General features: G+C 70.3%; 23 protein-coding genes, 1 tRNA gene and 1 pseudogene. 11 read left to right on the top strand and 14 right to left on the bottom strand.

What is annotated here, in order from left to right; genetic code table 11:
- Positions 1-229 precede the first annotated feature (229 nt).
- From RNL97_RS11995 to RNL97_RS11980, 4 genes and pseudogenes are all read left to right on the top strand, one after another.
- The gene (locus RNL97_RS11995) at positions 230-466 is read left to right on the top strand and encodes a hypothetical protein (protein ID WP_313750680.1); all 237 of its coding nucleotides are present in this window, start codon (positions 230-232) and stop codon (positions 464-466) included.
- 19 nt (positions 467-485) lie between these two features.
- A pseudogene (locus RNL97_RS33095) lies at positions 486-794 on the top strand (hypothetical protein); the annotation flags it as partial.
- A gap of 385 nt (positions 795-1179) precedes the next feature.
- A complete protein-coding gene (locus RNL97_RS11985; RefSeq protein ID WP_398866492.1) occupies positions 1180-1857 on the top strand; it encodes a hypothetical protein in 678 nt (225 codons plus the stop codon).
- Between the two features lie 316 nt (positions 1858-2173).
- Entirely contained in the window at positions 2174-2899 is a 726-nt protein-coding gene (locus RNL97_RS11980) for a hypothetical protein (protein WP_243314126.1), read from the top strand.
- Between the two features lie 122 nt (positions 2900-3021).
- Here the strand turns inward: RNL97_RS11980 and RNL97_RS11975 are convergent.
- Positions 3022-3096, bottom strand: a tRNA-Cys gene (locus tag RNL97_RS11975).
- 219 nt (positions 3097-3315) lie between these two features.
- On the opposite strand from RNL97_RS11975, the gene RNL97_RS11970 reads away from it, so the two are divergent.
- Positions 3316-4821: an MFS transporter gene (locus RNL97_RS11970; protein WP_313750678.1), complete on the top strand. Its 1506-nt coding sequence runs from the start codon at positions 3316-3318 to the stop codon at positions 4819-4821.
- Between the two features lie 200 nt (positions 4822-5021).
- Positions 5022-6806, top strand: coding sequence for a DEAD/DEAH box helicase (locus RNL97_RS11965; RefSeq protein WP_078652176.1), 1785 nt, complete (start codon positions 5022-5024; stop codon positions 6804-6806).
- A 97-nt stretch (positions 6807-6903) separates the two neighbouring features.
- Here the strand turns inward: RNL97_RS11965 and RNL97_RS11960 are convergent, their stop codons facing one another.
- From RNL97_RS11960 to RNL97_RS11950, 3 genes are read right to left on the bottom strand one after another with little or no spacing between them, the layout of a single operon-like run.
- Complete coding sequence (locus RNL97_RS11960; RefSeq protein WP_030591835.1) at positions 6904-7563, bottom strand: hypothetical protein; 660 nt, start codon at positions 7561-7563, stop codon at positions 6904-6906.
- Between the two features lie 40 nt (positions 7564-7603).
- A complete protein-coding gene (locus RNL97_RS11955; RefSeq protein ID WP_243314124.1) occupies positions 7604-9904 on the bottom strand; it encodes a DUF6571 family protein in 2301 nt (766 codons plus the stop codon).
- The gene (locus RNL97_RS11950) at positions 9904-10356 is read right to left on the bottom strand and encodes a hypothetical protein (protein WP_030591829.1); all 453 of its coding nucleotides are present in this window, start codon (positions 10354-10356) and stop codon (positions 9904-9906) included. The genes RNL97_RS11955 and RNL97_RS11950 overlap by 1 nt, the downstream gene beginning before the upstream one ends.
- A 538-nt stretch (positions 10357-10894) precedes the next feature.
- Between RNL97_RS11950 and RNL97_RS11945 the strand changes: the two genes are divergently transcribed.
- Positions 10895-11539, top strand: coding sequence for an IclR family transcriptional regulator (locus tag RNL97_RS11945; protein WP_030591826.1), 645 nt, complete (start codon positions 10895-10897; stop codon positions 11537-11539).
- Between the two features lie 148 nt (positions 11540-11687).
- Positions 11688-12476: a S16 family serine protease gene (locus RNL97_RS11940; RefSeq protein WP_243314123.1), complete on the top strand. Its 789-nt coding sequence runs from the start codon at positions 11688-11690 to the stop codon at positions 12474-12476.
- Here RNL97_RS11940 and RNL97_RS11935 read toward each other — a convergent pair.
- The 8 genes from RNL97_RS11935 to RNL97_RS11900 all read right to left on the bottom strand — a co-directional run bounded on the left by RNL97_RS11935 (position 12436) and on the right by RNL97_RS11900 (position 19098).
- Complete coding sequence (locus RNL97_RS11935; RefSeq protein WP_243314122.1) at positions 12436-13875, bottom strand: MFS transporter; 1440 nt, start codon at positions 13873-13875, stop codon at positions 12436-12438. The genes RNL97_RS11940 and RNL97_RS11935 overlap by 41 nt on opposite strands.
- Positions 13876-13900: 25 nt before the next feature.
- Positions 13901-14095, bottom strand: coding sequence for a hypothetical protein (locus tag RNL97_RS11930; RefSeq protein ID WP_078652175.1), 195 nt, complete (start codon positions 14093-14095; stop codon positions 13901-13903).
- A gap of 46 nt (positions 14096-14141) precedes the next feature.
- On the bottom strand, positions 14142-14777 hold the full coding sequence (locus RNL97_RS11925; RefSeq protein ID WP_030591813.1) for an ArsR/SmtB family transcription factor: 636 nt from the start codon (positions 14775-14777) through the stop codon (positions 14142-14144).
- A 76-nt stretch (positions 14778-14853) separates the two neighbouring features.
- Positions 14854-15819 carry a glycine betaine ABC transporter substrate-binding protein gene (locus tag RNL97_RS11920; protein WP_030591810.1) on the bottom strand — a complete coding sequence of 322 codons (966 nt, stop codon included), beginning with the start codon at positions 15817-15819 and terminating at the stop codon, positions 14854-14856.
- The gene (locus RNL97_RS11915; protein WP_243314121.1) at positions 15816-16685 is read right to left on the bottom strand and encodes an ABC transporter permease; all 870 of its coding nucleotides are present in this window, start codon (positions 16683-16685) and stop codon (positions 15816-15818) included. Before RNL97_RS11915 ends, RNL97_RS11920 begins: the two co-directional genes overlap by 4 nt.
- Positions 16682-17941 carry a betaine/proline/choline family ABC transporter ATP-binding protein gene (locus RNL97_RS11910; protein WP_030591805.1) on the bottom strand — a complete coding sequence of 420 codons (1260 nt, stop codon included), beginning with the start codon at positions 17939-17941 and terminating at the stop codon, positions 16682-16684. The genes RNL97_RS11915 and RNL97_RS11910 overlap by 4 nt, the downstream gene beginning before the upstream one ends.
- Positions 17934-18581 (bottom strand): ABC transporter permease, encoded by a 648-nt coding sequence (locus RNL97_RS11905; RefSeq protein ID WP_030591802.1) that lies wholly within the window; start codon positions 18579-18581, stop codon positions 17934-17936. Before RNL97_RS11905 ends, RNL97_RS11910 begins: the two co-directional genes overlap by 8 nt.
- Before the next feature lie 43 nt (positions 18582-18624).
- A complete protein-coding gene (locus tag RNL97_RS11900) occupies positions 18625-19098 on the bottom strand; it encodes an Lrp/AsnC family transcriptional regulator (RefSeq protein WP_030591799.1) in 474 nt (157 codons plus the stop codon).
- A gap of 122 nt (positions 19099-19220) precedes the next feature.
- Between RNL97_RS11900 and hppD the strand changes: the two genes are divergently transcribed.
- Positions 19221-20366, top strand: coding sequence for a 4-hydroxyphenylpyruvate dioxygenase (gene hppD, locus RNL97_RS11895; protein WP_030591796.1), 1146 nt, complete (start codon positions 19221-19223; stop codon positions 20364-20366).
- A gap of 93 nt (positions 20367-20459) precedes the next feature.
- Here the strand turns inward: hppD and RNL97_RS11890 are convergent, their stop codons facing one another.
- Positions 20460-22154: a tetratricopeptide repeat protein gene (locus RNL97_RS11890; RefSeq protein ID WP_243314120.1), complete on the bottom strand. Its 1695-nt coding sequence runs from the start codon at positions 22152-22154 to the stop codon at positions 20460-20462.
- Between the two features lie 98 nt (positions 22155-22252).
- On the opposite strand from RNL97_RS11890, the gene RNL97_RS11885 reads away from it, so the two are divergent.
- Positions 22253-23620 (top strand): FAD-binding oxidoreductase, encoded by a 1368-nt coding sequence (locus RNL97_RS11885; protein WP_313750677.1) that lies wholly within the window; start codon positions 22253-22255, stop codon positions 23618-23620.
- Between the two features lie 22 nt (positions 23621-23642).
- On the opposite strand, the gene RNL97_RS11880 is transcribed toward RNL97_RS11885, so the two are convergent.
- On the bottom strand, positions 23643-24125 hold the full coding sequence (locus tag RNL97_RS11880) for an SsgA family sporulation/cell division regulator (RefSeq protein ID WP_030591788.1): 483 nt from the start codon (positions 24123-24125) through the stop codon (positions 23643-23645).
- A gap of 260 nt (positions 24126-24385) precedes the next feature.
- Between RNL97_RS11880 and RNL97_RS11875 the strand changes: the two genes are divergently transcribed.
- Positions 24386-26023, top strand: a complete 1638-nt coding sequence (locus RNL97_RS11875) for an RDD family protein (RefSeq protein WP_313750676.1) — start codon at positions 24386-24388, stop codon at positions 26021-26023.
- The last annotated feature ends 136 nt before the right edge of the window (positions 26024-26159 follow it).

Genomic DNA, 26159 nt, shown 5'->3' with positions numbered 1-26159 from the left:
CCGTCCTCAGCCGGGGCCGCCGGGTACGGCCGGTGAGCCCGCCGAGGCGACGACGAGAAGTGCCGCGGCAATGAGGAACAGGAAGACGGCTACGGACATATCACCGCTGCGCGTCTCTTCGCCGGAATTCGTGGCCGACAAGAAGCCCGGATCGCACTCCTCCGTGCTCTGCCCATGACCGTACCGTTGCCGCGAAGGCTATCCGCACGGGTGAGACCTGAGGGAATTCGTGACATTCGAGAAGGAATGGGCCGAACTGCGTTCGGCTGCGGCTCGGCGAAGTGCCATGCAGATCAACAGTGCTCCGGTCGAGGGCGGCGGTGGTGCCGGTGCGCCGACGCTGCTGGATTCCTGCGCACACATTTCGAATCACCTGGATTACACCAAGGCGCAGCATGCGAAGGGCGACGTGAAGATCGGTGGAGATCTGACGTCGGTCTCCAAGCTGTCGGAATACATGAAGTAGGGCTCGGGGGAGCGCGCACATGCTGAGTTACGAGGACATCGTCGAAGCCCCTCTGGGGAAGCTGAAGGCGGCGGCCGACGACTGGTCGGAAATGACGGCAAAGCTGGACAAGCTCGCCGATCACGCGTCGGACGGAATGAAGGCGAAGGCGGACAAGGCGAGCTGGGAAGGCCTCAACGCGGGGGTCACCAAGGCGTTCGTCGGCAAGACCGTCAAGGAGTTCGCGGACGCCGCCGCCGAGGCCAAGGGCGTGAGGACGCTGCTCGAAGAGGGGTACGCGGCCTTCAAGAAGGCCAAGGACGACCTCATCAACATCCGGGACCACGAGGTGGCCTTCCTGCCCGCCACGGCGGCCGTAGGCACCGCCGCCGTCCTCATTCCCGTGGCCACTGACACGGCCAGTGGTGCTATGGAGCAAGTCATCGGACAGGTGATCGGTGACGTTTCCGACAACTCGGTGGACGAGCACAAAGAGAAGGTCGAAGACCTCAACGAGGAAGAGAGGAAAAAGGTGTATTCCGCTGGTGAGAGCCTGGCGGAGTCGCCTATGGAGGAGTTCATGCGTGAGCACGGAGTGAGTGTCAGAAGTGAATTCGGGCAGGACCTCAAGGAATCCATGAGGGTCGGCTATTCCACCGGTAACGATCGCGAGGACCAGCAGGGCAATGACTCGGAGACCGGCTGAGAACGGTGGCGGGCGAAAAGATAGAAGGATGCAGATGGTGATCAGCCTCGGGGCTGTACGCGATGGACTCGTCGCCGCAACCGTGGTCGGCTCGATGGCTTTCGGAGCTGTCGGCTGCAGTGGAGGGGACGAAGCCCCGAAGGGCGACGACAAGTTCGTCGCGGGGACTCGGCTCTGCGGTGGCACTGCTGTCTCCGCCGCGGCGGCCGAATCGTTGAAGACAATTACGGGGGCCTCCCGGTTCGAGGAGTCGGACGAGGAGTCCACCGTCGCGGATGCGGCGAAGTCGTTGATGCAGGAGTTCACTTCGTCCATCACCGGAGACGGGGACATCTGCCAGGTGTTCGCGAACGACGCAGCCCTGAGTGATCGACTGGAGGTGACCTGGGAGCTGACCGGCGGCCCGCCGAAGGGTGAACCTGCGTCGAAGTTCACGGTGCTCCGGATGGGGGAGCGTGCCCTGACCGCCGCGGACGCCGGTGCCGTCCAGTTCGCCTGCCGGAGTGGGAAGTTGTCCGGCTCCCTGCCGGCTCACATTGACATCGGCGTGGAGCGCTGGTCGCCCAAGGATCCCGAGGGAGACCCGGAGAAGCTGAAGGACGCCTACGCGACAGTGGCTCATTCCTTCGCCCTGGCCATGGCGAAGGAACTGGGCTGCGAGAATGACGGAGGGCTGGAGACGCGGCCCTCACTGGACCCCGCGTGATCCGGCCGCCCGGGCGAGGCGTTCTCGACGGTGCGGGCCGGAGCTGCGGGAGCTTCCACCGGTCAGCCGCCGAGCAGAGGCAGACCCCTGATGATGATGTCGCAGAGGACGGGCCGGTTGACGGCCACCGCGGTGCTGGTCATCAGCGGCCTTCTCTCCGGATGTTCGGGAGGCGATGAACGCGCGGAATCACCCGATCGGTCACGGATGAGATGGGGTGCGTGACGCCTCCCGTCATTCCCTCCGCGCTCTCTGCCGCCACGTGAGCTGGAAACCCGCCCGGTACCGTGGCCGTTGACCAGGGGAGGTGCCCGGTGTGATCTCCGAGCCGGAGTCGGTGGGGGAGGACGGGCCGGGCCCGTCCCCGGACGTGGTGAGCGGGTTCGATCCGCGGCAAGGGGCTGCGGCCGGCCGGCGGCGGTGGCACGGGGCGCTCTGGGGTCTCGTCGGGGCGCTGACGGCCTCGGCGGTGTGGGCTGCGGCGGTCTTCGGTTACGGGGTCGGCGGCGACGGAAAGCCGGATCCGCGAGGCTACCGCGTGGAGTCCGACTCCTGCGCGGCGATGGAGCTGGAGGAGCTCACCGGAGCGCTGGGCACGCCGGCTTCCGAGCCGGCCACCGAAATGGACGGGATCGAGCATCCCGCCCTCCACCGCATCAGCTGCACCGTCAACTTCCCGGTGGCAGTGCTCAGGACGCCGGGCGGCGAGGAGGACTCGGGCTGGGTCACCGGCTGTCACGCGTCCCTCACGGCCGAGCTGCACAAGGAGACCGACCCGCGCCCCGAGTTCGAGGCGAGCAGCACGCTGACGGAGATCGACGGTTCGGGAGTGGACCGGGTGGAGCGCGTACCGGACCTCGGGGACCTGGCGTATCTGCTGGTCATGGAAGACGGATCGATGAGCGTGCGGGTGATGGAAGGCGGTGCCGTCGTGACGCTCACCCTGTCCTCCTGGATGTCTCCTCCGGACATCGACAAGAAAGGGACGGTCTGCCCGACGGGGTGGACCGGCCTGAGATGCTCGCCCACCGGACCGATCTGATCAGCGACACGCGCGCGGTGATGAAAGCCCTGAAGACCGGCTGACCGTCCGGGCACCGGCCATCGCGCTCGGGGAAAACGAAGTGGCCGCCCCCTGCCGTGAGGGCGGCCACTTCCGCGTTCTGGAGACCGTGACCGGATTCGAACCGGTGTAACTCGAGTTGCAGTCGAGCCCCTGAGCCTCTCGGGCACACGGTCGGGGGTGTGGTGCTGTCCGCTGTTCTGTCCTCGACGTTACGGGCCCCCGCCCCCCGCCTCAAGGAATCCGGCCGCGGTGCAACGCGACTGCCATACGCCGTTCATATCCGGGTCGGAGGGCAGGGCGGATATCCGGGCCCTGGACCTACGACCAAGGGCCGAGCCCGGGACCGTAAATCGACAGGGTTCAAACCGGTCCATGCCCCTTACGCTGGCCTCATGACCGCCCTCGAACCCCGTGACGGCACCGATGCCGCACGCCTCGCGCCGCCCGCGACCGACGCCCCCTCCCCGGACCCGCTGTCCGATCTTCCCGCCGAGGCCGTCGAAGGGGTCCTCGGGCGCACCTACCGGGCGCTGAGCATCGGGATCGTGTCCGTGGTGTTCCTCATCGCGTTCGAGGCCACGGCGGTCGGCACCGCGATGCCGGTCGCCGCCCGCGAGCTGAACGGGATCCCCCTCTACGCGTTCGCCTTCTCCGCGTACTTCACCACCAGCCTCTTCGCCATGGTCCTCTCCGGGCAGTGGGCCGACCGGCGCGGGCCGCTCCAGCCGCTCGCCACCGGGATCACCGCGTTCGGCGTCGGGCTGCTGCTCTCCGGGGCGGCCACGGGCATGTGGGTCTTCATCGCCGGCCGGGCCGTCCAGGGCCTCGGCGGCGGGCTGGTGATCGTCGCGCTGTACGTCGTCATCGGGCGGGCCTACCCCGAGCACATCCGGCCCGCGATCCTGGCCGCCTTCGCCGCGAGCTGGGTGATCCCCTCCGTCGTCGGACCGCTCGCCTCCGGGACGGTGACCGAGCAGCTCGGGTGGCGCTGGGTCTTCGTCGGCATCCCCGTCCTCATCGTGATCCCGCTCGCCCTGGCCCTCCCGGCGATCCGGCGCACGGCCTCCGGGCCCGCCGACCCGGCCGCCGCCACCGAGCCGTACGACCGCCGTCGCATCCGGCTCGCCCTCGGGATCTCGGCCGGGGCGGGGCTGCTCCAGTACGCGGGGCAGGAGCTGAACTGGCTCGCCCTCCTGCCCGCAGCCGTCGGTGTCGCCCTGCTCGTGCCCGCCGTCCGCGGACTGCTGCCCACCGGGACCGTACGGGCCGCGCGCGGGCTGCCCTCCGTGGTCCTGCTGCGTGGGATCGCCGCCGGGTCGTTCATCGCCGCCGAGTCCTTCGTACCGCTGATGCTGGTCACCCAGCGCGGACTGTCCCCGACGATGGCCGGGCTGTCGCTGGCCGTGGGCGGGGCGACCTGGGCGCTCGGTTCGTTCGTCCAGTCCCGGCCGCGCATGGAGGCGCACCGCGAGCGGCTGATGGTGACCGGCATGCTGCTCGTCGCCGCCTCGATCGCCGTCGCGCCCTCCGTGCTGATCGACGGGGTCCCCGTCTGGATCGTCGCCGTCGCCTGGGCCTTCGGCTGCTTCGGGATGGGCATGGTGATCGCCTCAACCAGTGTTCTGCTCCTGAAGCTGTCGGCCCCCGAGGAGGCGGGCTCCAACTCCGCCGCCCTCCAGATCTCCGACGGTCTCTCCAACGTGCTGCTCCTGGCATCCGGCGGCGGGGCCTTCGCGGCGCTGGGCGGCGGGGCGGTCGGCGCGGCCGCGCACGGGGCGGTGCAAACCGGCGCCTCGGGCTCGCACCCGGGCGCTTTCGCGGCCGTGTTCCTGCCGATGGCGGGGGTGGCGCTGGTGGGCGTGTGGGTGGCGACGAGGGTCCTCGTACGGGAGGAGTAGGGGTACCGCGGAACAGGGGTTGACCCGGTAGCCGTACCTGTGAAGAGGGTCTCAACGGGCCCGAACCACGGCCCGTTCGTACGGGTTCACGACCCGGCCCCCGGTAAGGTGGCCCGGTTGTCGTATCGCGGGCCGGTTCCTTCGGGCCGGGTGCGGTACGGGCAGCGCCCCACGTACCCGAGAGCCCCGAACCGGAGACCGTGACTACTACCACCGCCTCCCACCACCTCTCACCCGCCTTCCCCGGCCGTGCCCCCTGGGGCACCGCCAACAAGCTGCGAGCCTGGCAGCAAGGCGCCATGGAGAGGTACGTCCAGGAGCAGCCGCGCGACTTCCTCGCCGTCGCGACGCCCGGCGCCGGCAAGACCACGTTCGCGCTGACCCTCGCGTCGTGGCTGCTGCACCACCATGTCGTGCAGCAGGTCACCGTCGTCGCCCCGACCGAGCACCTCAAGAAGCAGTGGGCGGAGGCTGCCGCCCGGATAGGGATCAAGCTCGACCCCGACTACAGCGCCGGTCCGCTGAGCAAGGAGTACCACGGGGTCGCCGTGACGTACGCCGGTGTCGGTGTCCGCCCGATGCTGCACCGCAACCGCTGCGAGCAGCGCAAGACGCTCGTCATCCTCGACGAGATCCACCACGCCGGTGACTCCAAGTCCTGGGGCGAGGCATGCCAGGAGGCGTTCGACCCGGCGACCCGGCGGCTCGCCCTGACCGGTACGCCGTTCCGGTCGGACACCAACCCCATCCCCTTCGTCCAGTACGAGGAGGGCAACGACGGCATCCGCCGGTCCTCGGCCGACTACACCTACGGCTACGGCAACGCCCTCGCCGACGGCGTCGTCCGCCCGGTCATCTTCCTCAGCTACAGCGGCAACATGCGCTGGCGTACGAAGGCCGGGGACGAGATCGCCGCCCGCCTCGGCGAGCCGATGACCAAGGACGCCATCGGCCAGGCCTGGCGCACCGCGCTCGCGCCCACCGGCGACTGGATCCCGAACGTCCTCGCCGCCGCCGACAAGCGGCTCACCGAGGTCCGCAAGGGCATCCCCGACGCGGGCGGCCTCGTCATCGCCACCGACCAGGAATCGGCCCGCGCCTACGCCAAGATCCTGAAGAAGGTCACCGGGGAGTCGGCGACCGTGGTCCTCTCCGACGAGAAGGCCGCCTCGAAGAAGATCGACCAGTTCAGCGGGGACGAGTCGCGCTGGATGGTCGCGGTCCGGATGGTGTCCGAAGGCGTCGACGTGCCACGGCTCGCGGTCGGCGTGTACGCGACCACCATCTCGACGCCGCTCTTCTTCGCCCAGGCCGTCGGCCGCTTCGTGCGGTCCCGCAGGCGCGGCGAGACCGCCTCCGTCTTCCTGCCGACCATCCCGATGCTCCTCGACTTCGCCAACGAGATGGAGGTCGAGCGCGACCACGTGCTCGACAAGCCGAAGAAGGGCAGCGACGAGGAGAACCCCTTCTCGGAGGAGGACAAGCTCCTCGCCGACGCCGAGAGGCTGGAGGACGAGGAGACCGAGGACCAGCTGCCCTTCGAAGCGCTGGAGTCCGACGCCGTCTTCGACCGGGTGCTGTACGACGGCGCCGAGTTCGGCATGCAGGCCCACCCCGGCTCCGAGGAGGAGCAGGACTACCTGGGCATCCCCGGGCTCCTGGAGCCGGACCAGGTGCAGCTCCTCCTCCAGAAGCGGCAGAGCCGGCAGATCGCCCACAGCCGCCAGAAGCCGGCCGAGGAGGCCGACCTCCTGGAGAAGCCCGCCGAGGCCCGGCCCGTGGTCACGCACAAGCAGCTGCTGAGCCTGCGCAAGCAGCTCAACACGATGGTCTCCGCCTACACCCACCAGAGCGGCAAGCCGCACGGCGTGATCCACAACGAACTGCGCCGCGTCTGCGGCGGCCCGCCGAGCGCGGAGGCCACGGCCCACCAGATCCAGACGCGCATCGCGAAGGTCCAGGAGTGGGCGACGCGGATGAAGTGAGCGGAAAGGCAAGGTCAGGGAGGGGGGAGGGGGCGGGACGCGTATGTGTACGCGTCCCGCCCCCGCCCCCCTCCTCGCTTGCCGTTCGCTCCGGCCGTCAGCCGTTCTTGGGGGAGGGGACCCGGTCCGGCAGCGCGGCCTCATCCGAGCAGCCCAGCTGCTCGGCCAGGCCGCGGGCGACGTCGTTGAGGACGGCCAGCCGGTTCTCCGGTGAGGAGCCTGGAGCCAGCTGGCCGCCGGACGAGTACATTCTCGCCCAGACAAAGGGCGAGGTGCCCTCGGGCCCCCTGGTCGAGCAGGCGAAATACAGGTTCGCACCGCTGTCGCCGTTGACTTCGGCATAGGAGCCCAGAGGGAAGACGATCCGGTCCTTGTCTGCTTTCCGCACTTCCCCCTCCGGGACGGGATGATTCTCCGTCGGCTCGAACTCGATCTTGAGCAACGGGATTCCGCTGTCATTTCCTGCCTTGTAGACCATGCAGATGTTGCGTTCCTTCACTTCTCCATGGAGCCTTTTCGCCGCCAGTTCCAGAGAGAACTCGTTCGCTTCTCCCTGCTGGTCGGTGCCGGAGAGTTCGGTGAAACGCTCGGTCGATGCCAGGTGCTCGAGGGCTTTCGCCGACGGCGGGGTCAGTGTGCTGTCACACACCTGTGATGCCGAGAGCGTGGCTTCCTTGCCGCTCCCGTCGTCGGTGCAGGCGGTGGCGGTGAGGAGTATCAGGCCCCCGCAGAGCACCCAGTGCGGTCTGTTGCGCATGGCATTCGCTGCCTTAAGGGAGATTCGGAGTGGGCGGGCGTCAGTCCTTGTAGGCGGGGCGCCCTCGGTAGTCGTTCTGTTGGGATCCTGTGCCGAAGTAGCTGCTTTCGATGTGCTGCGGCCAATCCCGGAGATTTGTGTCATTCTTGACGTCGGGGTCCGCCCCGATGTATGTCGCGTAGGCGTCGGCCTGTTGCCGGATTCCCTGGGAGTAGAACTCCTGACTGGTGAGCTGTGCCTTTTCCGTCGGGTCCTTCTCGGACCCTTCAAGACCCTTGTCGATCTCGTGCCCGATGAAGGTGTTGACCGCGTTGCCGACGGTGTCCGCGGCCAGCGGTGCGACCACCAGCGCCGCGGCGGTCGAACCGGGCAGGGGGATAGCGGCGATGCCGCCTCCCACCACGACGCCGGCGCCCAGCTTGACCCAGTCACCGGAGCGTCCCAGTGACTTGTTCTGCTCGTCCGCCTCGTCCTTGTACGTCTCCTCCGCCTGCTGGACGCGCGAGTGGTCGAGGATGCCCCGCACCTCGCCGCCGGTCGTCAAGGCGTCATGCGCGTTGTTCATGTTCGCCTCGCTGGTGGGCGGGTGGGCGTCGAGCATGCTCAACGTGTACAGGTGCTGCGCCGCCGAGACGACTCCGTGCGACGTCTCGTTCTGACCGATCACACTGAGGAAGTTGATGGCCCCTTGTTCACCGAAGTCCGCGCGCCCCTGATACTTCGGCGGGAAGAGCGCGTCGTCCTTCGCCCGGTCTCCGACGCCTGACATGCTGTAGTCGATGTCATCGATGTACGCCGCCCCCATCTTGCCGAGACTGTCGGCGAGTTGGGACTGTTCGTGGAGCATCTTCGGCCCGTCCTCGCTTCCGTACAGGAACACGACCTGCTCCATGACACCGGCCGTCTCCGCGGTGCGCATATCGCGATTGCCGGGGATCATCGGATCCTTGGCGGTCATCGGATCGGCGTCGTAGACGTACCCGGTGGTGGCCGCCTCCAGTGCGTGGCCGAGGGAGTCATGACCGGCGATGACCTTGTCGTCGCCGCCCATGATGTAGGCGTCGGACAGCCAGATACGGTCTTTCGTCAGGTACTTCAGGTTCTCGTTGAGCTCGGCTTCCTTGTCGACTCCCGCACCCGCACCGTCCGGCTGGGCGAAGAAGTCCGTCGCGGCGCCGGGGTTGTGGCCGAGGGCTTCCAGAAATCCGGTCATGGGGTCGCGGCCCCGGTCGTTCTTGCTGTAGAAGTTCAGGTCGCCGTTGTTCCAGTTGTTGATCCACGGGCTCATGTTCTCGACGTTGCGTTCCTTGTCATACGCCACGAGCTTCTCGCCGTAGTCGTTGAGGAACTGGTCGTCGTAGTCGCCGAACCGCATGAGATTGCTCATGACGGCGAACCCACGGGGGTTGTTGGCGTGATCCGTGCCCAGCTCTTCCGGCCCCAGTTTGACCATCTTCTGCTCCCAGGACCGCATGGCGGCGCTGTCGGAGAGCGTGGCCGTGCCCAGGGCGACGCCCAGGTTCTTCTGGAGGAGTTTGGCCTGCTCCAGCCGCTTCGGGTCGGCACCGTAGCCCTGGTACGGGTCGGCGATCCCGGCGTAGAACTTCAGCAGCCCTTCAGGTGCCGTGGAGGTGGCGAGTCTCTCCGCGAACAACGGATCCTTGCCGTACTTGGCCAGTGTGGTGTTGATCGTGTTCAGCTCGGTTGTCGTGACGTCGGTCGGGTCCTTCCTGAGGATCTCGGCGAGTGCCTTGGCCTCGGCGATCGCCTTGGCCGCGGAATCCCGGTCCGCGTAGTCGGCCCCGGAGAATCCGTGCTTGGCCTGGTCCACGATGAGCCGCAGCGCCTCGGACGCGGTGGTGTCGCTGCGCGTGGCCTTCTGCAGGATCGCCTGGACCTGGTCGCGCAGGCCGTCCACGTCGCTCTGGCTGTGCTCGGGGAGCGTGGTGCCTTTGGCGGCACGGTCGGGGTGGATATTCATCGTCACGGTGAACGACCCGTCGCCGGTGTCTCTCACCGTCAGGTTCTTCTTCGCACCTTGCGAGATCACCTCGATGAGTCCGTCGCGGAAGGCGACCAGCTCGTCCCGGGTGTCGCCGAGGATGCGGGCGACCGTACGGGCCTGGGTGTGCGCGTCGGCGAACTCCGCCGCGGTCTTGTCCACGAAGGACCGGGTCACGGTCGCGTTTTCCCCGGCCCACCGTGCCTTTGCCGCCTTGCCCCCCAGGTTGTCCTTGGCGTCGCTCTTGAGGGTTGCCAGCTTCTTGACCATCTGCTCCCAGTCGGTGATCGCCTCACCGAGCTGGGAGAAGTTGCCGAAGCGGAGAGCGTCGAGATCCATCAGGCGCCCTTCCTCTCGTTGAAGCCCGCGTCGAGCGTGGCGATGCTGCTGACCGTTCCCGAGATGTGGACCTCGTCGCCCGCGTGGGCACCCTTGGTGAAGTCGAGGTGGTTGGAGATATGGGCGGTGGCGTCCAGCAACGACCTGGACTGGTCGATCCAGCGCGAGGCCACATGGTCCAACGCGCCGCCGAGAGCGAACCCCTGAGTCTTCAACCCTCCGGCTGCCTTCTGGGAAGCGGCTCGGGCGTGCTCGCTGACCCGGCCGAAATCCTGATGGAGTTCGAAGGCGGCGTCTCCGATCGCGGCCAGATCCGTCTGGTTGACCGCCAGGTCCCCCTGCTGGCTGCCGCCTCCACCACTCGGTTCCGGCGGTACCTGATTCAACCGCATCCGGGGCGACTGCTGGTCGGCCGCCTCGGCCTTCAGTCGCTCCCACTCATCCCATGCCATGGATCCGAACGCCTCCCGTGAGCCCGGCCGTTCACTGCGGACGGCCGGGTGCCAGGGAAGCTACCAATCAGGCGGACCGGACGACGCCCGAACCGTTGTTCCTCACAGACTTCGAACAGTCAGCACTCCCGGCATCCACCGGCCCCCGGAGTTCGAGGGGGAAGCGCAAAGAATCGCGTATCAAATCCTTCACACGTTGTTAACGATGGTTCACATCTGTGGACGCGCCGACCCGGCGGAGTCGTGACACGTGAACGCGCGTAGATGTTCGCTTTCCGGACGTCACCCCGCTGACCGGCCCTTATGCGCGCGCCGTTCCGGGGCCTCACGTCCGGGGACCGGATTCTGGACGAGGACTTCCGCTGAGCGGACTGGCTCGCTACTGTCCCCGCCATATGAACGCCCCGTGGCAACGCCGCCGCGGAGCGCAGCCGGTGCCTTGCCAGACCGGCGGCCTCTCCGTGCGTCGCCGCTGGGACCGGCGTCGCAACCGTCGGAGCAGGGCCGTCGTCGCTCACCCCGAAGAGGAGAGGGCGTCGTGACAGCGGAGACTTCCCAGACGCTCGACCGAGGACTGCGCGTCCTCAAACTGCTCGCCGACACCGACCACGGCCTGACCGTGACCGAGCTGTCCAACAAGCTCGGTGTCAACCGGACCGTCGTCTACCGGCTGCTCGCCACCCTGGAGCAGCATGCTCTGGTACGCCGCGACCTGGGCGGCCGCGCCCGGGTCGGCCTCGGTGTGCTGCGGCTCGGCAGACAGGTCCACCCGCTCGTCCGGGAAGCGGCGCTGCCCGCGCTGCGCTCCCTGGCCGAGGACATAGGGGCCACCGCCCACCTCACGCTCGTCGACGGCAGCGACGCCCTCGCGGTCGCCGTGGTCGAGCCCACCTGGACCGACTACCACGTCGCCTACCGGGCCGGCTTCCGCCACCCCCTGGACCGGGGTGCCGCGGGCCGGGCCATCCTGTCCGCCCGGCAGGCCACCGAGTCCGGTCACCCCGGCTACACCCTGACCCACGGCGAACTCGAAGCCGGAGCCAGCGGGGCGGCCGCGCCTCTGGTCGGGGTCTCGGGCGTCGAGGGCAGCGTCGGTGTCGTGATGCTCGCCGACGCCGTACCGGAACGGGTCGGGCCCCGCGTGCTCGACGCCGCCCGGGAAGTGGCGGACGCGCTGCGGTAGGCGGTACCCACGCCTGTACCCCGTACCCGGGCCGGCGCGGGGTGTGCCCGTACGGGCCGTACGCGTACGGGGCGCACGGGGTCAGGGGAGTGCCGGGCGGCGTACGCCTGGCGCGTTCCCGTTCCGGTGCGGCGGCTAGATTGGGTGCGTGCTCTCTCGTCTCTCGCGCCCCCGCGTCCTCGCCCTCTGCGCACTCCCCGTCCTCGCCCTGTTCGGTACGGCGGCCCTCGCGCCGCTGCCCTTCACCCTGGCGCGGCCCGGCGTGACCGCGGACGTGCTCGGCAAGGACGACGGGCGGCCGGTGATCACCATCACCGGCGCCGAGACCCGGCCCACCGACGGGCAGCTGCGGATGACGACGATCCTCGCCACCGGGCCGAAGGCGGACGTCCGCATCCGCGAGGTGTTCGACAGCTGGTTCCGGACCGACCGGGCGGTCATGCCGCGCGACGCCGTCTACCCCACCGGTGGCTCCGAGAAGGAGATCGAGAAGCACAACCTCGACGACATGAGGGAGTCGCAGAACGTCGCCGTGGACGCCGCCCTGAACTACCTGGACCGCGAGCCCGGCTCGATGCGGATCGATGTGGACCTCGGCGACATCGGCGGCCCCAGTGCCGGGCTCTTCCTCTCCCTCGGCATCATCGACAAGCTCGACGGCAACGGCTCCGGCGGCGATCTCACCGGCGGCCGCACCATCGCCGGTACGGGGACGATCACCGCGGACGGCAAGGTCGGCGCGGTCGGCGGCGTGTCGATGAAGGTCCAGGGCGCCGACCGAGACGGGGCGAGCGTCTTCCTCGTACCGAAGGCCGAGTGCCGTCAGGCGGAGGCCGAGGCGCCCGACGGGCTGCGGATCGTGCCCGTCTCCGCGCTGAAGGACGCGGTCGGCTCGCTCAAGGCCCTGGAGTCGGGCGGGAAGGTCCCGAGCTGCTGACCTGCGGCCGCACCAAATCCGCCCGAACGGCTTCCGCGCCCGCCACCGGCCTTGCGGGCTCCGCGCCCGCCACCGGCCTTGCGGGCTCCGCGCCCGCCACCTGCCGTACCGCCTCCGCCCCCGGCGCGACCCGTACGGGCCCGGCGCCCGGGAGGCCCTGTACCGCCCCCGCCCCCGGCACGTCGTCCAGTGTCCGCCAGGACGGGAACACCAGCGGGCTCAGCGTGGCCAGGAAGAAGACCGCGCCCATCGCCAGCAGCGCCCCCGTCGCCCCCGCGCCCTCCACCAGCAGCCCGGCCGCGAGCCCGCCCACCGGCATCGCGAACTCGCAGCCCGCCGTCAGCGCCCCCGAGACCCGGCTGCGCAGCCGGTCCGGAACGCGCTCGTAGATCACCGTCGTCAGGATCGGGTTCAGCACGCCGCCCGCGACCCCGCCGAGCAGCATCGTCACCGCGAGCGGCAGCGTCGTCCCGGTCACCGCGGCGACCAGGAACCTCGGCGCACCGCACAGGATCACGCACACCGTGAACACCGCCCGGCGCGAGAACCGGTGACCCACCGCCCCGTACAGCAGCGCCCCGGTCAGGCCGCCCGCGCCGAACAGCGCGGTGAGCAGTCCGATGGAGGGCGCGCCGCTCAGCTCGCCCTCGGCGTGCACCGGGAGCAGGACCGCGTTCCAGCCCTGGTCGGTGCCGTTCATGAACATCACCATGACCACGACCGCCAGCAGTAGCCGGTTGCCGAGCAGGTGGGCGTAACCCTCGCGGAGTTCGGAGCCGTAGGCGCGCAGCGAGACCGGGGCCTTTGCCGTGCGCGGTTCGGCCGCGCGCACCCCCCGTACCCCTGCGGCGACCAGCAGAGCGGACAGCCCGAAGGTCGCCGCGTCCAGCAGCAGGACCGTCTCCGCGCCGACGAAGGCGATGAGGACCCCGGCGAGGGCCGCGCCGACCATCCGGGCCCCGCGCGAGACGGCGTCGAAGAGGCTGGCGGCCCGGGGGAGCGTGGTCCCGGCGTGCTCGGCCAGGTCGGGGATGAGGACGTAGCGCGCGGTGTTGCCCGGGGTGTGGGAGAACCCGTTGAGCGCCATGAGCGCGCACAGCATCCAGAAGTCGAGGACCCCGGCGAAGTGCAGCAGCGGGATCGCGGCGATGGCCGCCGCGCACACGGCGTCGGACGCGACGGCCGTCCGGCGGCGGCCGAACCGGTCGATGACCGGTCCGCCGATCAGCGCGGCGACGACGATCGGCAGGGTGGCGCAGAACGCGACCACCCCGGCCCGGCCCGCGCTCCCGGTCGTCTCCAGGACGAACCAGGGGACGCCGATCAGGGTCAGTGAAGTGCCTGCGGTGGAGATGGAGTTGGCCACGAGCGTGGCGGCGAGCGGGGTGCGGTTCCCCATGGTTCTTCCTCCCCCGAGCCGGTGGTCACGCCGGATGGAGAGCGGCGGTGCGCGGCGCGGCCGTGTCGCGGCCCTGGGCCGTCAGCCGCAGGCCCACCTCGACCAGGGCCCAGCCGACCCGGGTGCGCAGGCCGGTGCGGGGGAGGCGGAACTCAGCTGCCCTGCGACGGAGTTCGGCCGATTCGGCCGTGTGCAGGAGGTGGTGGACGTCGGCGTGCATAACGGGCTTCCCTTCGGGTGGTGGGGAGGGGCGGTGTGCGGCGCCGTCATTCGGAGGGGCGTGGGAAGGTGTGCAGGTGGGTGCGGACGACGGCCGAGCCCTCGGTGTCCTCGGGGACGGCATCGCGGTAGCTCTCCACCACCGCGTGGAGCTTCGCCGAGAGCTCCCGCGCCAGCTCGGGGGTGAGGCGCACCTTGAAGTCGCTCATGTCCGAGCTCTGCCGCCACTCCTGCGGCCACTCGCTCATCGTGCCGAGCCAGGTGTTCAGCTCCTGGGCGTGCGTGGTGGCCACCTCGTGCATGAGCACGCCGATGGCGCCGCGCACCTCCGGATCGTTGTGCGCGAGGAAGTCCGCGCTCTCGAAGATCGCCCCCTCGTGCACCGCCCGCCACCAGCGCTCACGCCCCTTGCCCAGTTCCGGGGCGTCCTCGACGAGCCCGGCCTCCGCCAGCCGGCGCAGGTGGTAGCTGGTCGCGCCGCTCGACTCGCCCAGCCGCTCACCCAGCTTCGAGGCGGTCGCCGGGCCGAACTCGCGCAGCGCGTTCAGCAGGCGGATCCGCAGCGGGTGGGCGATGGCGCGCAGGGTGCGGGCGTCGACCGTGTGCAGCTTCCGGTCGTCGCCGCCCAGGTGGTGGGGGAGGGGGGCCTTCTCGTCCTGAGGAGCGGTCTCGTTCTCCGGCATGCCTCGACCGTAGAGTTGCAGAGAACACTTTGCAAGGCTTTTTTGCAACGTTTTCTTTGCAACTCTTGGCCGCCGCTCACCCCTCCTCGATGAACCCCTCCTCCACCAGCCACTCCTTCGCCACCTCGTGCGGATCCTCGCCGTCCACGTCCACCTTGGCGTTCAGCGTCTGCGCGACCTCGGTCGTCAGCTTCCGGGCGAGCGGGTCCAGCAGCTCCGCGATCACCGGGTATTTCTCGAAGGTGGCCTCGTGGACGACCGGGGAGGCGTTGTAGTTGGGGAAGAAGTGCTTGTCGTCCTCCAGGAGGTCCAGGTTCATCGCCCTGATCCGGCCGTCGGTGGTGTACACCTCGCCCAGCAGGCAGGAGTCGGACTCGGACACCTGGGTGTAGATGATCCCGGCGTCCATCTTCTGGATGTTGCCCGCAGGGATCTTCATCCCGTACTTCTTCTCCATGCCCGGCAGCCCGTCGTCGCGCGAGGCGAACTCGTTCTCCACGCAGATCGTCACCGCGCCCGGGTCCCTCTTGGCGAGGGCGGCCACGTCCGAGAGGGTCTTGAGCCTGTACTTCGCGTTGTTCTTCTTGCTGATCGCCAGCGCGTACGTGTTGTCGAGCGGGGCCGGCGGCAGCCAGATCACGCCGTTGCCCTTGTCCTCGTCCCGTACCGCCTCGTACTGCTTCTTCGGGTCGACGATCGGGTCCGCGTGGCCCAGGAAGGTGATCCAGCCCGTGCCGGTGTAGTCCCACTGGGCGTCGGCGTCGCCGTTGATGATGGCCTCGCGCGCGCTGATCGAGCCCGGCAGGTTCGTCCGGTCCAGGACCTCCGCCCCGGCCGCCTTGAACACCAGGCCGGTCATCTGGCCCAGGATGATGTTCTCGCTGAAGTTCTTCGACGTCACCGTCAGCGTCGCGCCCTTCAGCGGCTCGCCCTGTGCGACCGAGCCCGGCGAGACGTCGTCCACCATCGGCGAACCGCTCTTGAGCCCGCAGCCGCCCAGCAGCAGCACGGGCACCAGGGCAAGCAGCAGTTTCCTCCTCACCGCTCCTCCAGCCCGCGCGGCGTCAGCGCCAGTTCGGCCAGCGAGGCCAGCCAGTCCACCAGCAGTGCCAGCACCACCGTCAGCACCGAGCCGATGATCAGGACCGGCATCCGCTGGGTCTGGATCCCCGAGGTGATCAGGTCGCCGAGCCCGCCGCCCCCGCCGAACGTGGCCAGCGTCGCCGTGCCCACGTTCAGGACCAGGGCCGTACGGACACCCGCCAGGATCAGCGGGACCGCGAGCGGCAGCTCCACCTTCAGCAGGACGCCGCGCCCCGACATCCCCATGCCGCGCGCCGCCTCGATCATGTTCGGTTCGATCACCCGCAGCCCTGCCACCGTGTTGGAGAGCACCGGCAGCACCGCGTAGATCACGATGCCGATGATCGCGGTGCGCGGCCCGATGCCCAGCCAGATCACCAGCAGCGCCAGCAGACCGATCGCCGGGGTCGCCTGGCCGATGTTGGCCAGCGCCGTGAACGCCGGGGCCGCCTTCCGCAGCCGCCGCCGGGTCAGCGCGATGCCGAGCGGGATCGCGATGATCAGCACCCAGAACGTCGAGATCGCGGTCAGACGTACGTGCTGCCACCAGCGCAGTTGCACGTTTCCGCCGGAGAGGGAGTTCTCCGCGATCGAGTCCAGACGGATGTTGGTGATCCAGACGTACGTGATGACCAGGATGACGACCAGCACCGCCGGCAGGAGCACCAGCTTCCGCCAGGTGATCCGGCGCTGCGGCGCGGCCGGGGCGGGGGAGGGGTCGCTCTCCTCGTCGTGGAACGCGTGGCCCTTGACGTCGTGTTCGCCCGGCGGGCGGGTCGGGGCGGCCGGGCCCTTGCCGGAGCCGGACCGGTGGCTGGGGCTCATACTCCGCCGCCACCCCCCTCCAGCTCCTGCTCCGTCTGGTGGACACGCTGCTCCTCCAGCTCGTGCTGGTGCTCCATCGCGGTCAGCCGGTCCGCCTCCAGCAGCTCCTGCACGTTGTCCATCAGCGTCTTCATGTCGACGACCCCGATGAACTCGCCGCGCCGCCCGGTCACCGCGACCCGGCCCCCGCTGTCGGTGAGCACCGCCTCCAGCGCGTCGTGCAGGGTGGCGTCCCGGGTCACCGTGTCGTGCACCAGCTGCCCGGCCCGCGCCAGCGAACCGCGCGCCCGCATCAGATCGCCGCGCCGCAGCCACTTGTACGGGCGGTTCCTCCGGTCCAGCATCAGCAGCTCGTTGTGCGGGCCGTTGCGGAGCTTGTTGAAGATCGTCTGGAGCGGGTCCTCGACCGTCACCGTCGGGAAGTCAGCGATGCCCACATCCCGTACGCGGGTGAGGTTGAGGCGCTTGAGCGCCGCGCCCGCTCCGACGAAACCGGAGACGAAGTCGTCCGTCGGGTTGGTGAGGATCGCCTCGGGGGTGTCGAACTGCGCGATGTGCGACCGCTCCCGCAGCACCGCGATCCGGTCGCCCAGCTTGATCGCCTCGTCGAAGTCGTGGGTCACGAACACGATCGTCTTGTGCAGTTCGTGCTGGAGCCGGATCAGCTCGTCCTGGAGGTGGTCGCGGGTGATCGGGTCGACCGCCCCGAACGGCTCGTCCATCAGCAGGACGGGAGGGTCGGCGGCCAGCGCCCGCGCCACGCCCACCCGCTGCTGCTGCCCGCCGGAGAGCTGACGCGGATAGCGGCCGTGGAACTCGCGCGGGTCCAGACCCACCAGATCGAGCATCTCCTCCACCCGGTCCTTCACCCGGGACTTGGACCAGCCGACCATCTTCGGGACCAGGGCGATGTTGTCCGCGACCGTCATGTGCGGGAAGAGCCCGGAGGACTGGATGGCGTAGCCGATCTTGCGGCGCAGCTTCACCGGGTCGATGTCCGTGACATCCTCGTCGTCGATCCGGATCCGGCCGGAGGTCGGCTCGATCAGCCGGTTGATCATTTTCAGCGTGGTGGACTTCCCGCAGCCGGACGGGCCGACGAAGATCACGGTCTCGCCCGCCCTGATCTCCATCGAGACGTTCTCGACGGCCGGGTTCGGGTTCCCCGGATAGCTCTTGGTGAGGTTCTCCAGCTGGATGGTGGCCCCGGAAGTGGCCGCGGCCCCCTCCCGGGCTACGGTCTCGGTCTCAGGCACGGATCCCCCTCGGGATGGTCAGCCGTCCCAGCAGGACGTACGCGGCGTCGAAGAGCAGAGCGAGGATGACGATGCCGAGCGTGCCCGCGAGGACCTGGTTGATCGCGTTGGCGCTGCCCAGCGAGGCGATGCCCCGGAAGATCTCGTTGCCGAGACCGGGCCCGGAGGCGTACGCGGCGATGGCGGCGATGCCCATCAGCATCTGCGTGGAGACCCGGATCCCGGTCAGGATCGGCGGCCAGGCGAGCGGCAGCTCCACCCGGAGCAGCCGCGCCGTGCGCGACATCCCGATGCCCGTCGCCGCGTCGACCAGCGAGGGATCGACGCCCCGCAGCCCGACGATGGAGTTGCGGACGATCGGCAGCAGCCCGTACAGCGTCAGGGTGATCACGGTCGGGGCGACACCGAGGCCGACCAGCGGGATCAGCAGACCGATCGCGGCGAGGGACGGAATGGTCAGGACCGTCGCCGTGGAGGTGATCGCCAGCGAGCCGCCCCAGCCGCTGCGATAGCTCACCACCCCGATCACCACACCCAGCAGGGTGGCGATGACCATGCACTGGAAGACCGCGCTGACGTGCTGGAACGCGTCCGTGAGGAGCTGCTGGTGGCGGGTGCTCAGATACTCCCAGAAGCTCACACGGCACTCCCTCGGCTCCGTCGGTGTCGCTGAGCCCTCCGGCTCAGCCGGTGTCCTCGGCCGCCTGCTCCACCAGCGGGATGATGCGCAGCGGAACCGGGTTCTCCATGACGATGGTCGTGGAGGCCCGGACAATGCCATCAAAGCCGACAACCCGGTCGATCACCCGCTGGAGATCGGCGTTGGAGCGGGCGACGAGCCGGCACAGCATGTCGCCGTGGCCCGTCGTGGTGTGCAGCTCCAGCACCTCCGGTACGCCGCCCAAGTGCGCTCGTACGTCTGCCCCTTGGCCCTGTTTGATCTCCAGCGTGGCGAACGCGGTGACCGGATAGCCGAGCGCCGCCGGATCCACGTCGGGGCCGAACCCCCGGATGACGCCATTCGACTGAAGGCGGTCCAGGCGCGCCTGCACGGTCCCGCGTGCCACTCCGAGCCGCCGGGACGCTTCGAGGACGCCTATACGCGGCTCACGTGCGAGCAGCACGATGAGCCGGCCGTCCAGGTGATCGATCGCCATGGGCCTGCCTCCGATGGTCAGCCTGTACAGATAGTCCAGCCATCATGGCGATTCGCTGAACATGTTGACCAGTGATTACGCAAACTATTGCGCACCTTGCGACACGGGGAGAGCCTTCGAGCATGACTGAGACTCTGCACACCAGCCCTGACACCGCAGCGCAGGCCGACCGCTTCCCGGTCAAGGGAATGGACGCGGTCGTCTTCGCCGTGGGCAACGCCAAGCAGGCCGCGCACTACTACTCGACCGCCTTCGGCATGAAGCTCGTGGCCTACTCCGGCCCGGAGAACGGAAGCCGTGAGACCGCGAGTTACGTCCTGACCAACGGCGCCGCCCGCTTCGTCTTCACCTCCGTGATCAAGGCGTCCACCGAGTGGGGCACCTTCCTCGCCGACCACGTCGCCGCGCACGGCGACGGTGTCGTCGACCTCGCCATCGAGGTCCCGGACGCCCGGGCGGCGTACGCGTACGCCGTCGAGCACGGCGCGCGCGGCATCACCGAGCCGCACGAGGTCAAGGACGAGCACGGCACGGTCGTTCTCGCCGCCATCGCCACGTACGGCAAGACCCGCCACACCCTGGTGGAGCGCTCCGGCTACGACGGCCCCTACCTCCCCGGCTTCGCGGCGGCCAAGCCGATCGTCGAGCCGCCCGCCAAGCGGACCTTCCAGGCCATCGACCACTGCGTCGGCAACGTCGAGCTCGGCCGGATGAACGAGTGGGTCGGCTTCTACAACGAGGTCATGGGCTTCACCAACATGAAGGAGTTCGTGGGCGACGACATCGCCACCGAGTACTCCGCCCTCATGTCGAAGGTCGTCGCCGACGGCACGCTCAAGGTCAAGTTCCCGATCAACGAGCCGGCGATCGCGAAGAAGAAGTCGCAGATCGACGAGTACCTGGAGTTCTACGGCGGCGCGGGCGTCCAGCACATCGCGCTCGCCACCAACGACATCGTCTCCACGGTCCGCTCGATGCGCGCCGCCGGTGTGCAGTTCCTGGACACCCCCGACTCGTACTACGACACCCTCGGCGAGTGGGCCGGCGAGACCCGGGTGCCGGTCGAGACCCTGCGCGAGCTGAAGATCCTCGTCGACCGCGACGAGGACGGCTACCTGCTGCAGATCTTCACCAAGCCGGTCCAGGACCGGCCGACCGTCTTCTTCGAGATGATCGAGCGCCACGGCTCCATGGGGTTCGGCAAGGGCAACTTCAAGGCCCTGTTCGAGGCGATCGAGCGCGAGCAGGAGAAGCGCGGCAACCTCTGACCCGCGCCTTCGGGTGCGAAAACGCCGCCGTGGTCCGAGGCAGTACCCCGGACCACGGCGGCGTTCGTCGTCCCGCCCCGCGGTACGGACGCGCTACGTGCCCGTCGCCGCCGGTGCCGCGCTGCCCGACCCGGCCTCCGCCTGCTGCGTCTCCTTCGGCTGCTTCGACTCCTCCGGCGCGGAGGGCGACGGGGACCTCGCGGGGGCCGTACGGGACGGAGCCGGGGCCGGGGCCTTCGGCTTCTTCTCCTGCTCCGGCTGCGACTCGGGCTTCGGTTCGGGGGCCGGCGGCGGAGAAGACGGCTGCATCTCGCCCGGCCCGCCCGGCGGCGGCTCACCCAGCGCGTCCAGCGCCTCCCGCGCCAGCGGCGCGGCGAGCGGCGAGAAGGCCGGGTTGGTGCGCACGGCCTGCTCCAGATTCCGGCGCGCCGGACCGAAGTCCGCCAGCTCCCGCTGGATCACGCCGAGGTGGTACGCGTACGAGGCGTTCCGCACGCCGGTGTCGGCGGCCCGCTGCGCGTACTCCAGGCCCTCCTCGGACTTCCCCGCCCGGTGCAGCGCCCAGCCCAGCGCGTCCGCCACCGCCGCGCTGCGGTGCTGCCCCCGCCACTGGACCCGCAGCAGCTCCACCGCCGCCTCCGGGTCCCCGTGGTCGGCCTCGAACCGGGCCAGCACCAGGGACTCGTCGACGCCGTCCTTCTTCGCCGCGGCCACCATCTCCCGCAGCTTCGCGTACTGGGTGCGCGCGTCCCCGTCCAGTCCCAGCGACTCGTACAGTTCGCCCAGCTCCAGCGCGTACTGCGGGCGCGGCAGCTTCTCCAGCGCGCTCTGGTAGGCGGCCAGCGCCTCGTCGGTGCGGTCCAGCGCCACCAGGGCCCGGGCCCGGCCCGCCAGCGAGGCGTACTGGGCGGCGTCCGTGCGCAGCGCCGCGTCGAACTGCGCCACCGCCTCCTCCGGTTCGCCCCGCTCCCAGGCCAGCTCGCCGAGCCGGTGCAGCGCCTCGGCCTTCTCGGCGGGCTGCGTCGCCCGGTCCGCCGCCTCCCGGGCGGTGGCCAGCGCGTCCTCGCGCCAGCCGTTGCCCCGGTAGAGGTCGGCGGTACGGGCCAGCGCGGGAACGCCCTTGCGCAGCTCGCCGAACTTCTCCGTCGCCGCGGTCGCCGCCTTCTGGTCGCCGAGCCCGGTGTAGGCGTCGATGAGGACCGGATACACGCTCCAGGCCTTCGGCTGCTGCTTCTTCACCGTCTCGCCCCACCGCTTCGCCGCGAGGAAGTCGTGCCGGGCGTTGGCCAGGGCCGCCAGACCCAGCCACGCCTCCCCGTTGCCGCGCTCGCCCGGCTGAACCTCCAGCGAACGCTTCAGGGCCTGCTCGGCGCGGGCGTAGTACGCCGTGTCCGCCGAGCGCCGCGCCCACTCCACGTACGCCGTACCGAGCGTCGCCAGGGACGGGGCGTCCTTCGGGTGGGACTCCACCCACTTCTGCCGGTCCCCGATCAGCGCGGTGAGGTCCGAGAGCGAGGCCAAGGACCCCGCGGTCGCCGCCGCCTCGGCCCGTTCGACCGGCCCCGGCTCCTTCGGCCGCCCGTCCCCGTCGTCCACCGCCACCAGCGCCCCGGCCAGCAGCACCCCGGCGGCCACCGCGCCGAACGCGGCCCGGCGCAGCGTCGTCCGCAAGGTGGGCGGCGGCGGGGGTACGGCGGTGGCGCCTTCGGCGGGCAGCCCGCAAGGGTCCGGTGGGGACGGCTCGGGCGGCTGGCGGGACTCCGGGTCCTGCTGCGGCATGACATCCATGGCCATCACTCTGCGTCAGTCATACGAGCACACCGCGTCTTGGGATCGCCCCCCGCCCACGGGTTCACACCATTGGCCCCGGGTGACACGCTTGGATCATGAGCGATCTCCTCGAACGGCTGCGCGCGGGACTGCCTCCCGAGGCGCTGATCACCGATCCGGACGTCACCGCGTCCTACGCCCACGACATGGCGAGCTTCTGCGAGGCCGGCACCCCGGCCGTCGTCGTGCTCCCGCGCACGGTCGAACAGGTCCAGCACGTCATGCGCACCGCCACCGCGCTCCGCGTCCCCGTCGTCCCGCAGGGCGCCCGTACCGGCCTTTCCGGCGCGGCCAACGCCTCGGACGGCTGCATCGTGCTCTCCCTGGTGAAGATGGACCGGATCCTGGAGATCAGCCCGGTCGACCGGATCGCCGTCGTCGAACCGGGCGTCGTCAACGCGGTGCTCTCACGCGCGGTCAACGCACACGGTCTGTACTACCCCCCGGACCCCTCCAGCTGGGAGACGTGCACCATCGGCGGCAACATCGGCACCGCGTCCGGCGGCCTGTGCTGCGTGAAGTACGGGGTCACCGCCGAATACGTGCTGGGCCTGGAGGTCGTCCTCGCCGACGGGCGGCTCCTGACCACCGGCCGCCGCACCGCCAAGGGCGTCGCCGGATACGACCTGACCCGGCTCTTCGTCGGCTCCGAGGGCAGCCTCGGGATCGTCGTCAAAGCCGTCCTCGCGCTCAAACCGCAGCCGCCCCAGCAGCTCGTCCTCGCCGCCGAGTTCCCCTCCGCGGCCACCGCCTGTGACGCTGTGTGCCGGATCATGGAGCGCGGTCACACCCCGTCACTCCTCGAACTGATGGACCGTACGACCGTGCGTGCCGTCAACGCGATGGCCTCCATGGGCCTGCCCGAGACCACCGAGGCGCTCCTCCTCTGCGCCTTCGACACCCCGGACCCGCTGGCCGACCTCGCCGCCGTCGGCGAGCTGTGCACCGCCGCCGGGGCCACCGAGGTGGTCCCCGCGGATAACCCCGCCGAGTCCGAACTCCTCCTCCAGGCCCGCCGCATGTCCCTCACCGCGCTGGAGACCGTCAGGCCCGCCACGATGATCGACGACGTCTGCGTACCGCGCTCCCGGCTCGGCGCGATGCTCGCGGGCACGGCGGCCATCGCCGAGGAGTACGACCTCACCATCGGCGTCTGCGCCCACGCGGGCGACGGCAACACCCACCCCGTCGTCTGCTTCGACCCCCACGACCCCGACGAGTCCCGGCGGGCCCGCGAGTCCTTCGACGCGATCATGGCGCTCGGTCTCGAACTCGGCGGAACCATCACCGGCGAACACGGCGTCGGTGTCCTCAAGAAGGAGTGGCTCGCCCGCGAACTGGGGGAGACCGGCGTCGAACTGCAGCGCTCCGTCAAGGCGGCCTTCGACCCGCTCGGCCTCCTCAACCCCGGCAAGCTCTTCTGACCTCCGCCTCCCGCAGAGGCCCTCACGCCTCACCGTCCTGGGACGGCGACTCGTCCGCCGCCCACGGGTCGCCGAGCCACAGGTCGTCGGCCGGCAGCGGGGCCAGCAGTTCCGCCAGCGCCTCGTCCATCCCCAGCCGGTCGCTCTCGGTCCCCGGCGGCACCACCCGCAGGGTCCGCTCCACCCAGGCGGACACGGCGGCGGAGGACACCTCCAGCAGCGCGTTGCCGTCGGGTGAGGTGAGGGCCACGCAGATGACGCTGCGGCCCGCGACCTTCGTCGGCCAGATCCGCACGTCCCCGTGCCCGCACGGCCGGAACACGCCCTCCACCAGCAGCTCCCGGGCGAACGTCCAGTGCACCGGCGACTCGGAGCCGATGTGGAAGGCGATGTGCACGGCGTACGGGTCGTTCGTGCGGTACGTCAGCCGGGCGGGCACCGGGATGGACCGCTCGGGGGACAGGACCAGCTTCAGCTCCAGCTCACGTTCCACGATGCTCATCATCGAAATACACGACCTTCCAGTGCTCATGGGCCGGTCCCCGTGACCGTCCCGCACAAGGAGAGAGCGCCCTCCCCGCCACCTATTACGCGACTTCCGGAAAAAACTTCGGGCGGTTCCGCAAGCCGTCCCGAAAGTGGTCCCAAACAGGTGGACCGGCCCGGGGGCGGGCGGCTGTCTGATAGATGTGGACCCTTGTATTGAGGCCGTCCGCCCGCCCGGCGGGGACGGCCTGAGGCCTCGAAGAGATACGGGACCCGCTGATGAGCGCGCCAACTCCGGCACCCGGTGACGAAAGCCCCCGCGAGGGCTACTACCCCGACCCCTCCATCCCCGGCTACGTCCGGTACTGGAACGGCGCTTCCTGGGTCCCCGGTACGAGCCGGCCCGCGCCCCGGCAGACCGGTCCGGCCGCAACCGCCCCCGCTCCGGCGGCCGGTGCGCAGACCGCGCCGGTGGAGGAGACCGGGCCGATCTTCTTCGACGAGGAGGACGGCCTCCAGGACGGCCGGGGGGCCTCGCCGGACTCCGTCGCGGACCGGGCGGCGGGGCCCGCTGACGGCGCGTCGGTCTGGCAGGCGGACGCCGCACGCCAGAACGGGTTCGGCGGCGAACGGGACCGCCGGGTCGAGTGGGGCGCACCGGCGCAGGAGCCCGCGCGCCCCGGCCCCGGGCACCCGTCGCCGCCGGCCGACCCGAGGGCGCCGCTGGCCCAGGACCCGACCGGCGGCGCGCTGCCGGGGATGCGGGAGAGCGGCGGCCGGCCCGCCGAGGAGGCCGGGACACGTCCGCCGACGGACGGGACGGTCACGATCCGTGCGGCGGGTCCCCGGCCGGACGCGGTACGGGGCGGCGCCCCGGCGGCCGGTGAGGTACAGCCCGCTCCGGCGCCGTCGAACGCCGGTACGCCCCAGGGGCCGCAGAACGTGAGCGCGGCGCCGAACAGCCTTGCGCCGGCTCCGACGCCCCGGGCTCTCCCCGCGCAGGCCCAGGCACCGGCCGCGCAGGCACCGGCCCAGCCCCAGCAGGCACAGCACGCACCGCAGGCCCAGCAGGCACCGGCCCAGCACGCTCCGCAGGCCCGGCCGCCGGCTCCCGCACCGGCCCAGCACGCTCCGCAGGCCCAGCCGCCGGCTCCCGCCCCGGCCCCGGCTCCCGCTCGCGTACCCACGCCGTCCTCCGACGCCGGGCCGTCGGCGGCCCTGCACACGCCCCTGACGCCCGGTCCGGGCGGCGGCTCGGCCTCCTGGGCGCAGCAGGTCCACCGACTGGCCCAGCCCGAACCGCAGCAGCAACAGCTTCCCCACCAGCACCAGGGTGTCGCGGCGGCGGGACCGGCCGCCGGTGCGGACCAGCCCGTCGTGCCGTGGAAGCCGCCGGTCGACGACCCCTTCCAGCAACTCGCCCGCAACCAGGCGTCGGCCCGCCCCGCCGGGCTCGGCAAGCGGTTCGCCGCCCGGCTCGTCGACAACCTCGTGCTCGGCGCGGTCGCCGGAGCGGTGGCCGTCCCGCTGTCGGCGCAGGCGCTCGACCACATCGACCGGAAGATCACCGCGGCGAAGGAGACGGGGCAGACCGTCACCGTCTGGCTGCTGGACTCCACCACCGGCGCCCTGCTGGGGGCGCTGCTCGCCGCGTTCCTGCTCCTCGGCTTCCTCCTGGAGGCCCTGCCGACGGCCAAATGGGGCCGGACGCTGGGCAAGAAGCTCTTCGGCCTCGACGTACGGGACATCGAGTCCCATGACACCCCGTCCCTGGGAGCGGCCCTGCGCCGCTGGCTCGTCTACGGCGTGCTGGGCCTTCTCGTCCTCGGTGTGGTCAACGTCCTCTGGTGCCTGTTCGACCGCCCGTGGCGCCAGTGCTGGCACGACAAGGCGGCCCGTACGTTCGTGGCGGGCTGAGCGGGACCGGCGAACCGGGAGTCGCCGCCCGCTTATCGGAAGAACTGGCCGGGCGGGTGGCGACATGCCGGTCTAGACTCGTATGCCGCCCCGCGTCCCCCGAACGCACCTGAGCCGTTGCGGGCCCCGGTGGTGC

This window comes from Streptomyces parvus, assembly GCF_032121415.1.
GTDB classification, from domain to species: Bacteria; Actinomycetota; Actinomycetes; order Streptomycetales; family Streptomycetaceae; genus Streptomyces; species Streptomyces globisporus_A.
This window is presented reverse-complemented; position numbering and strand designations above follow the sequence as displayed.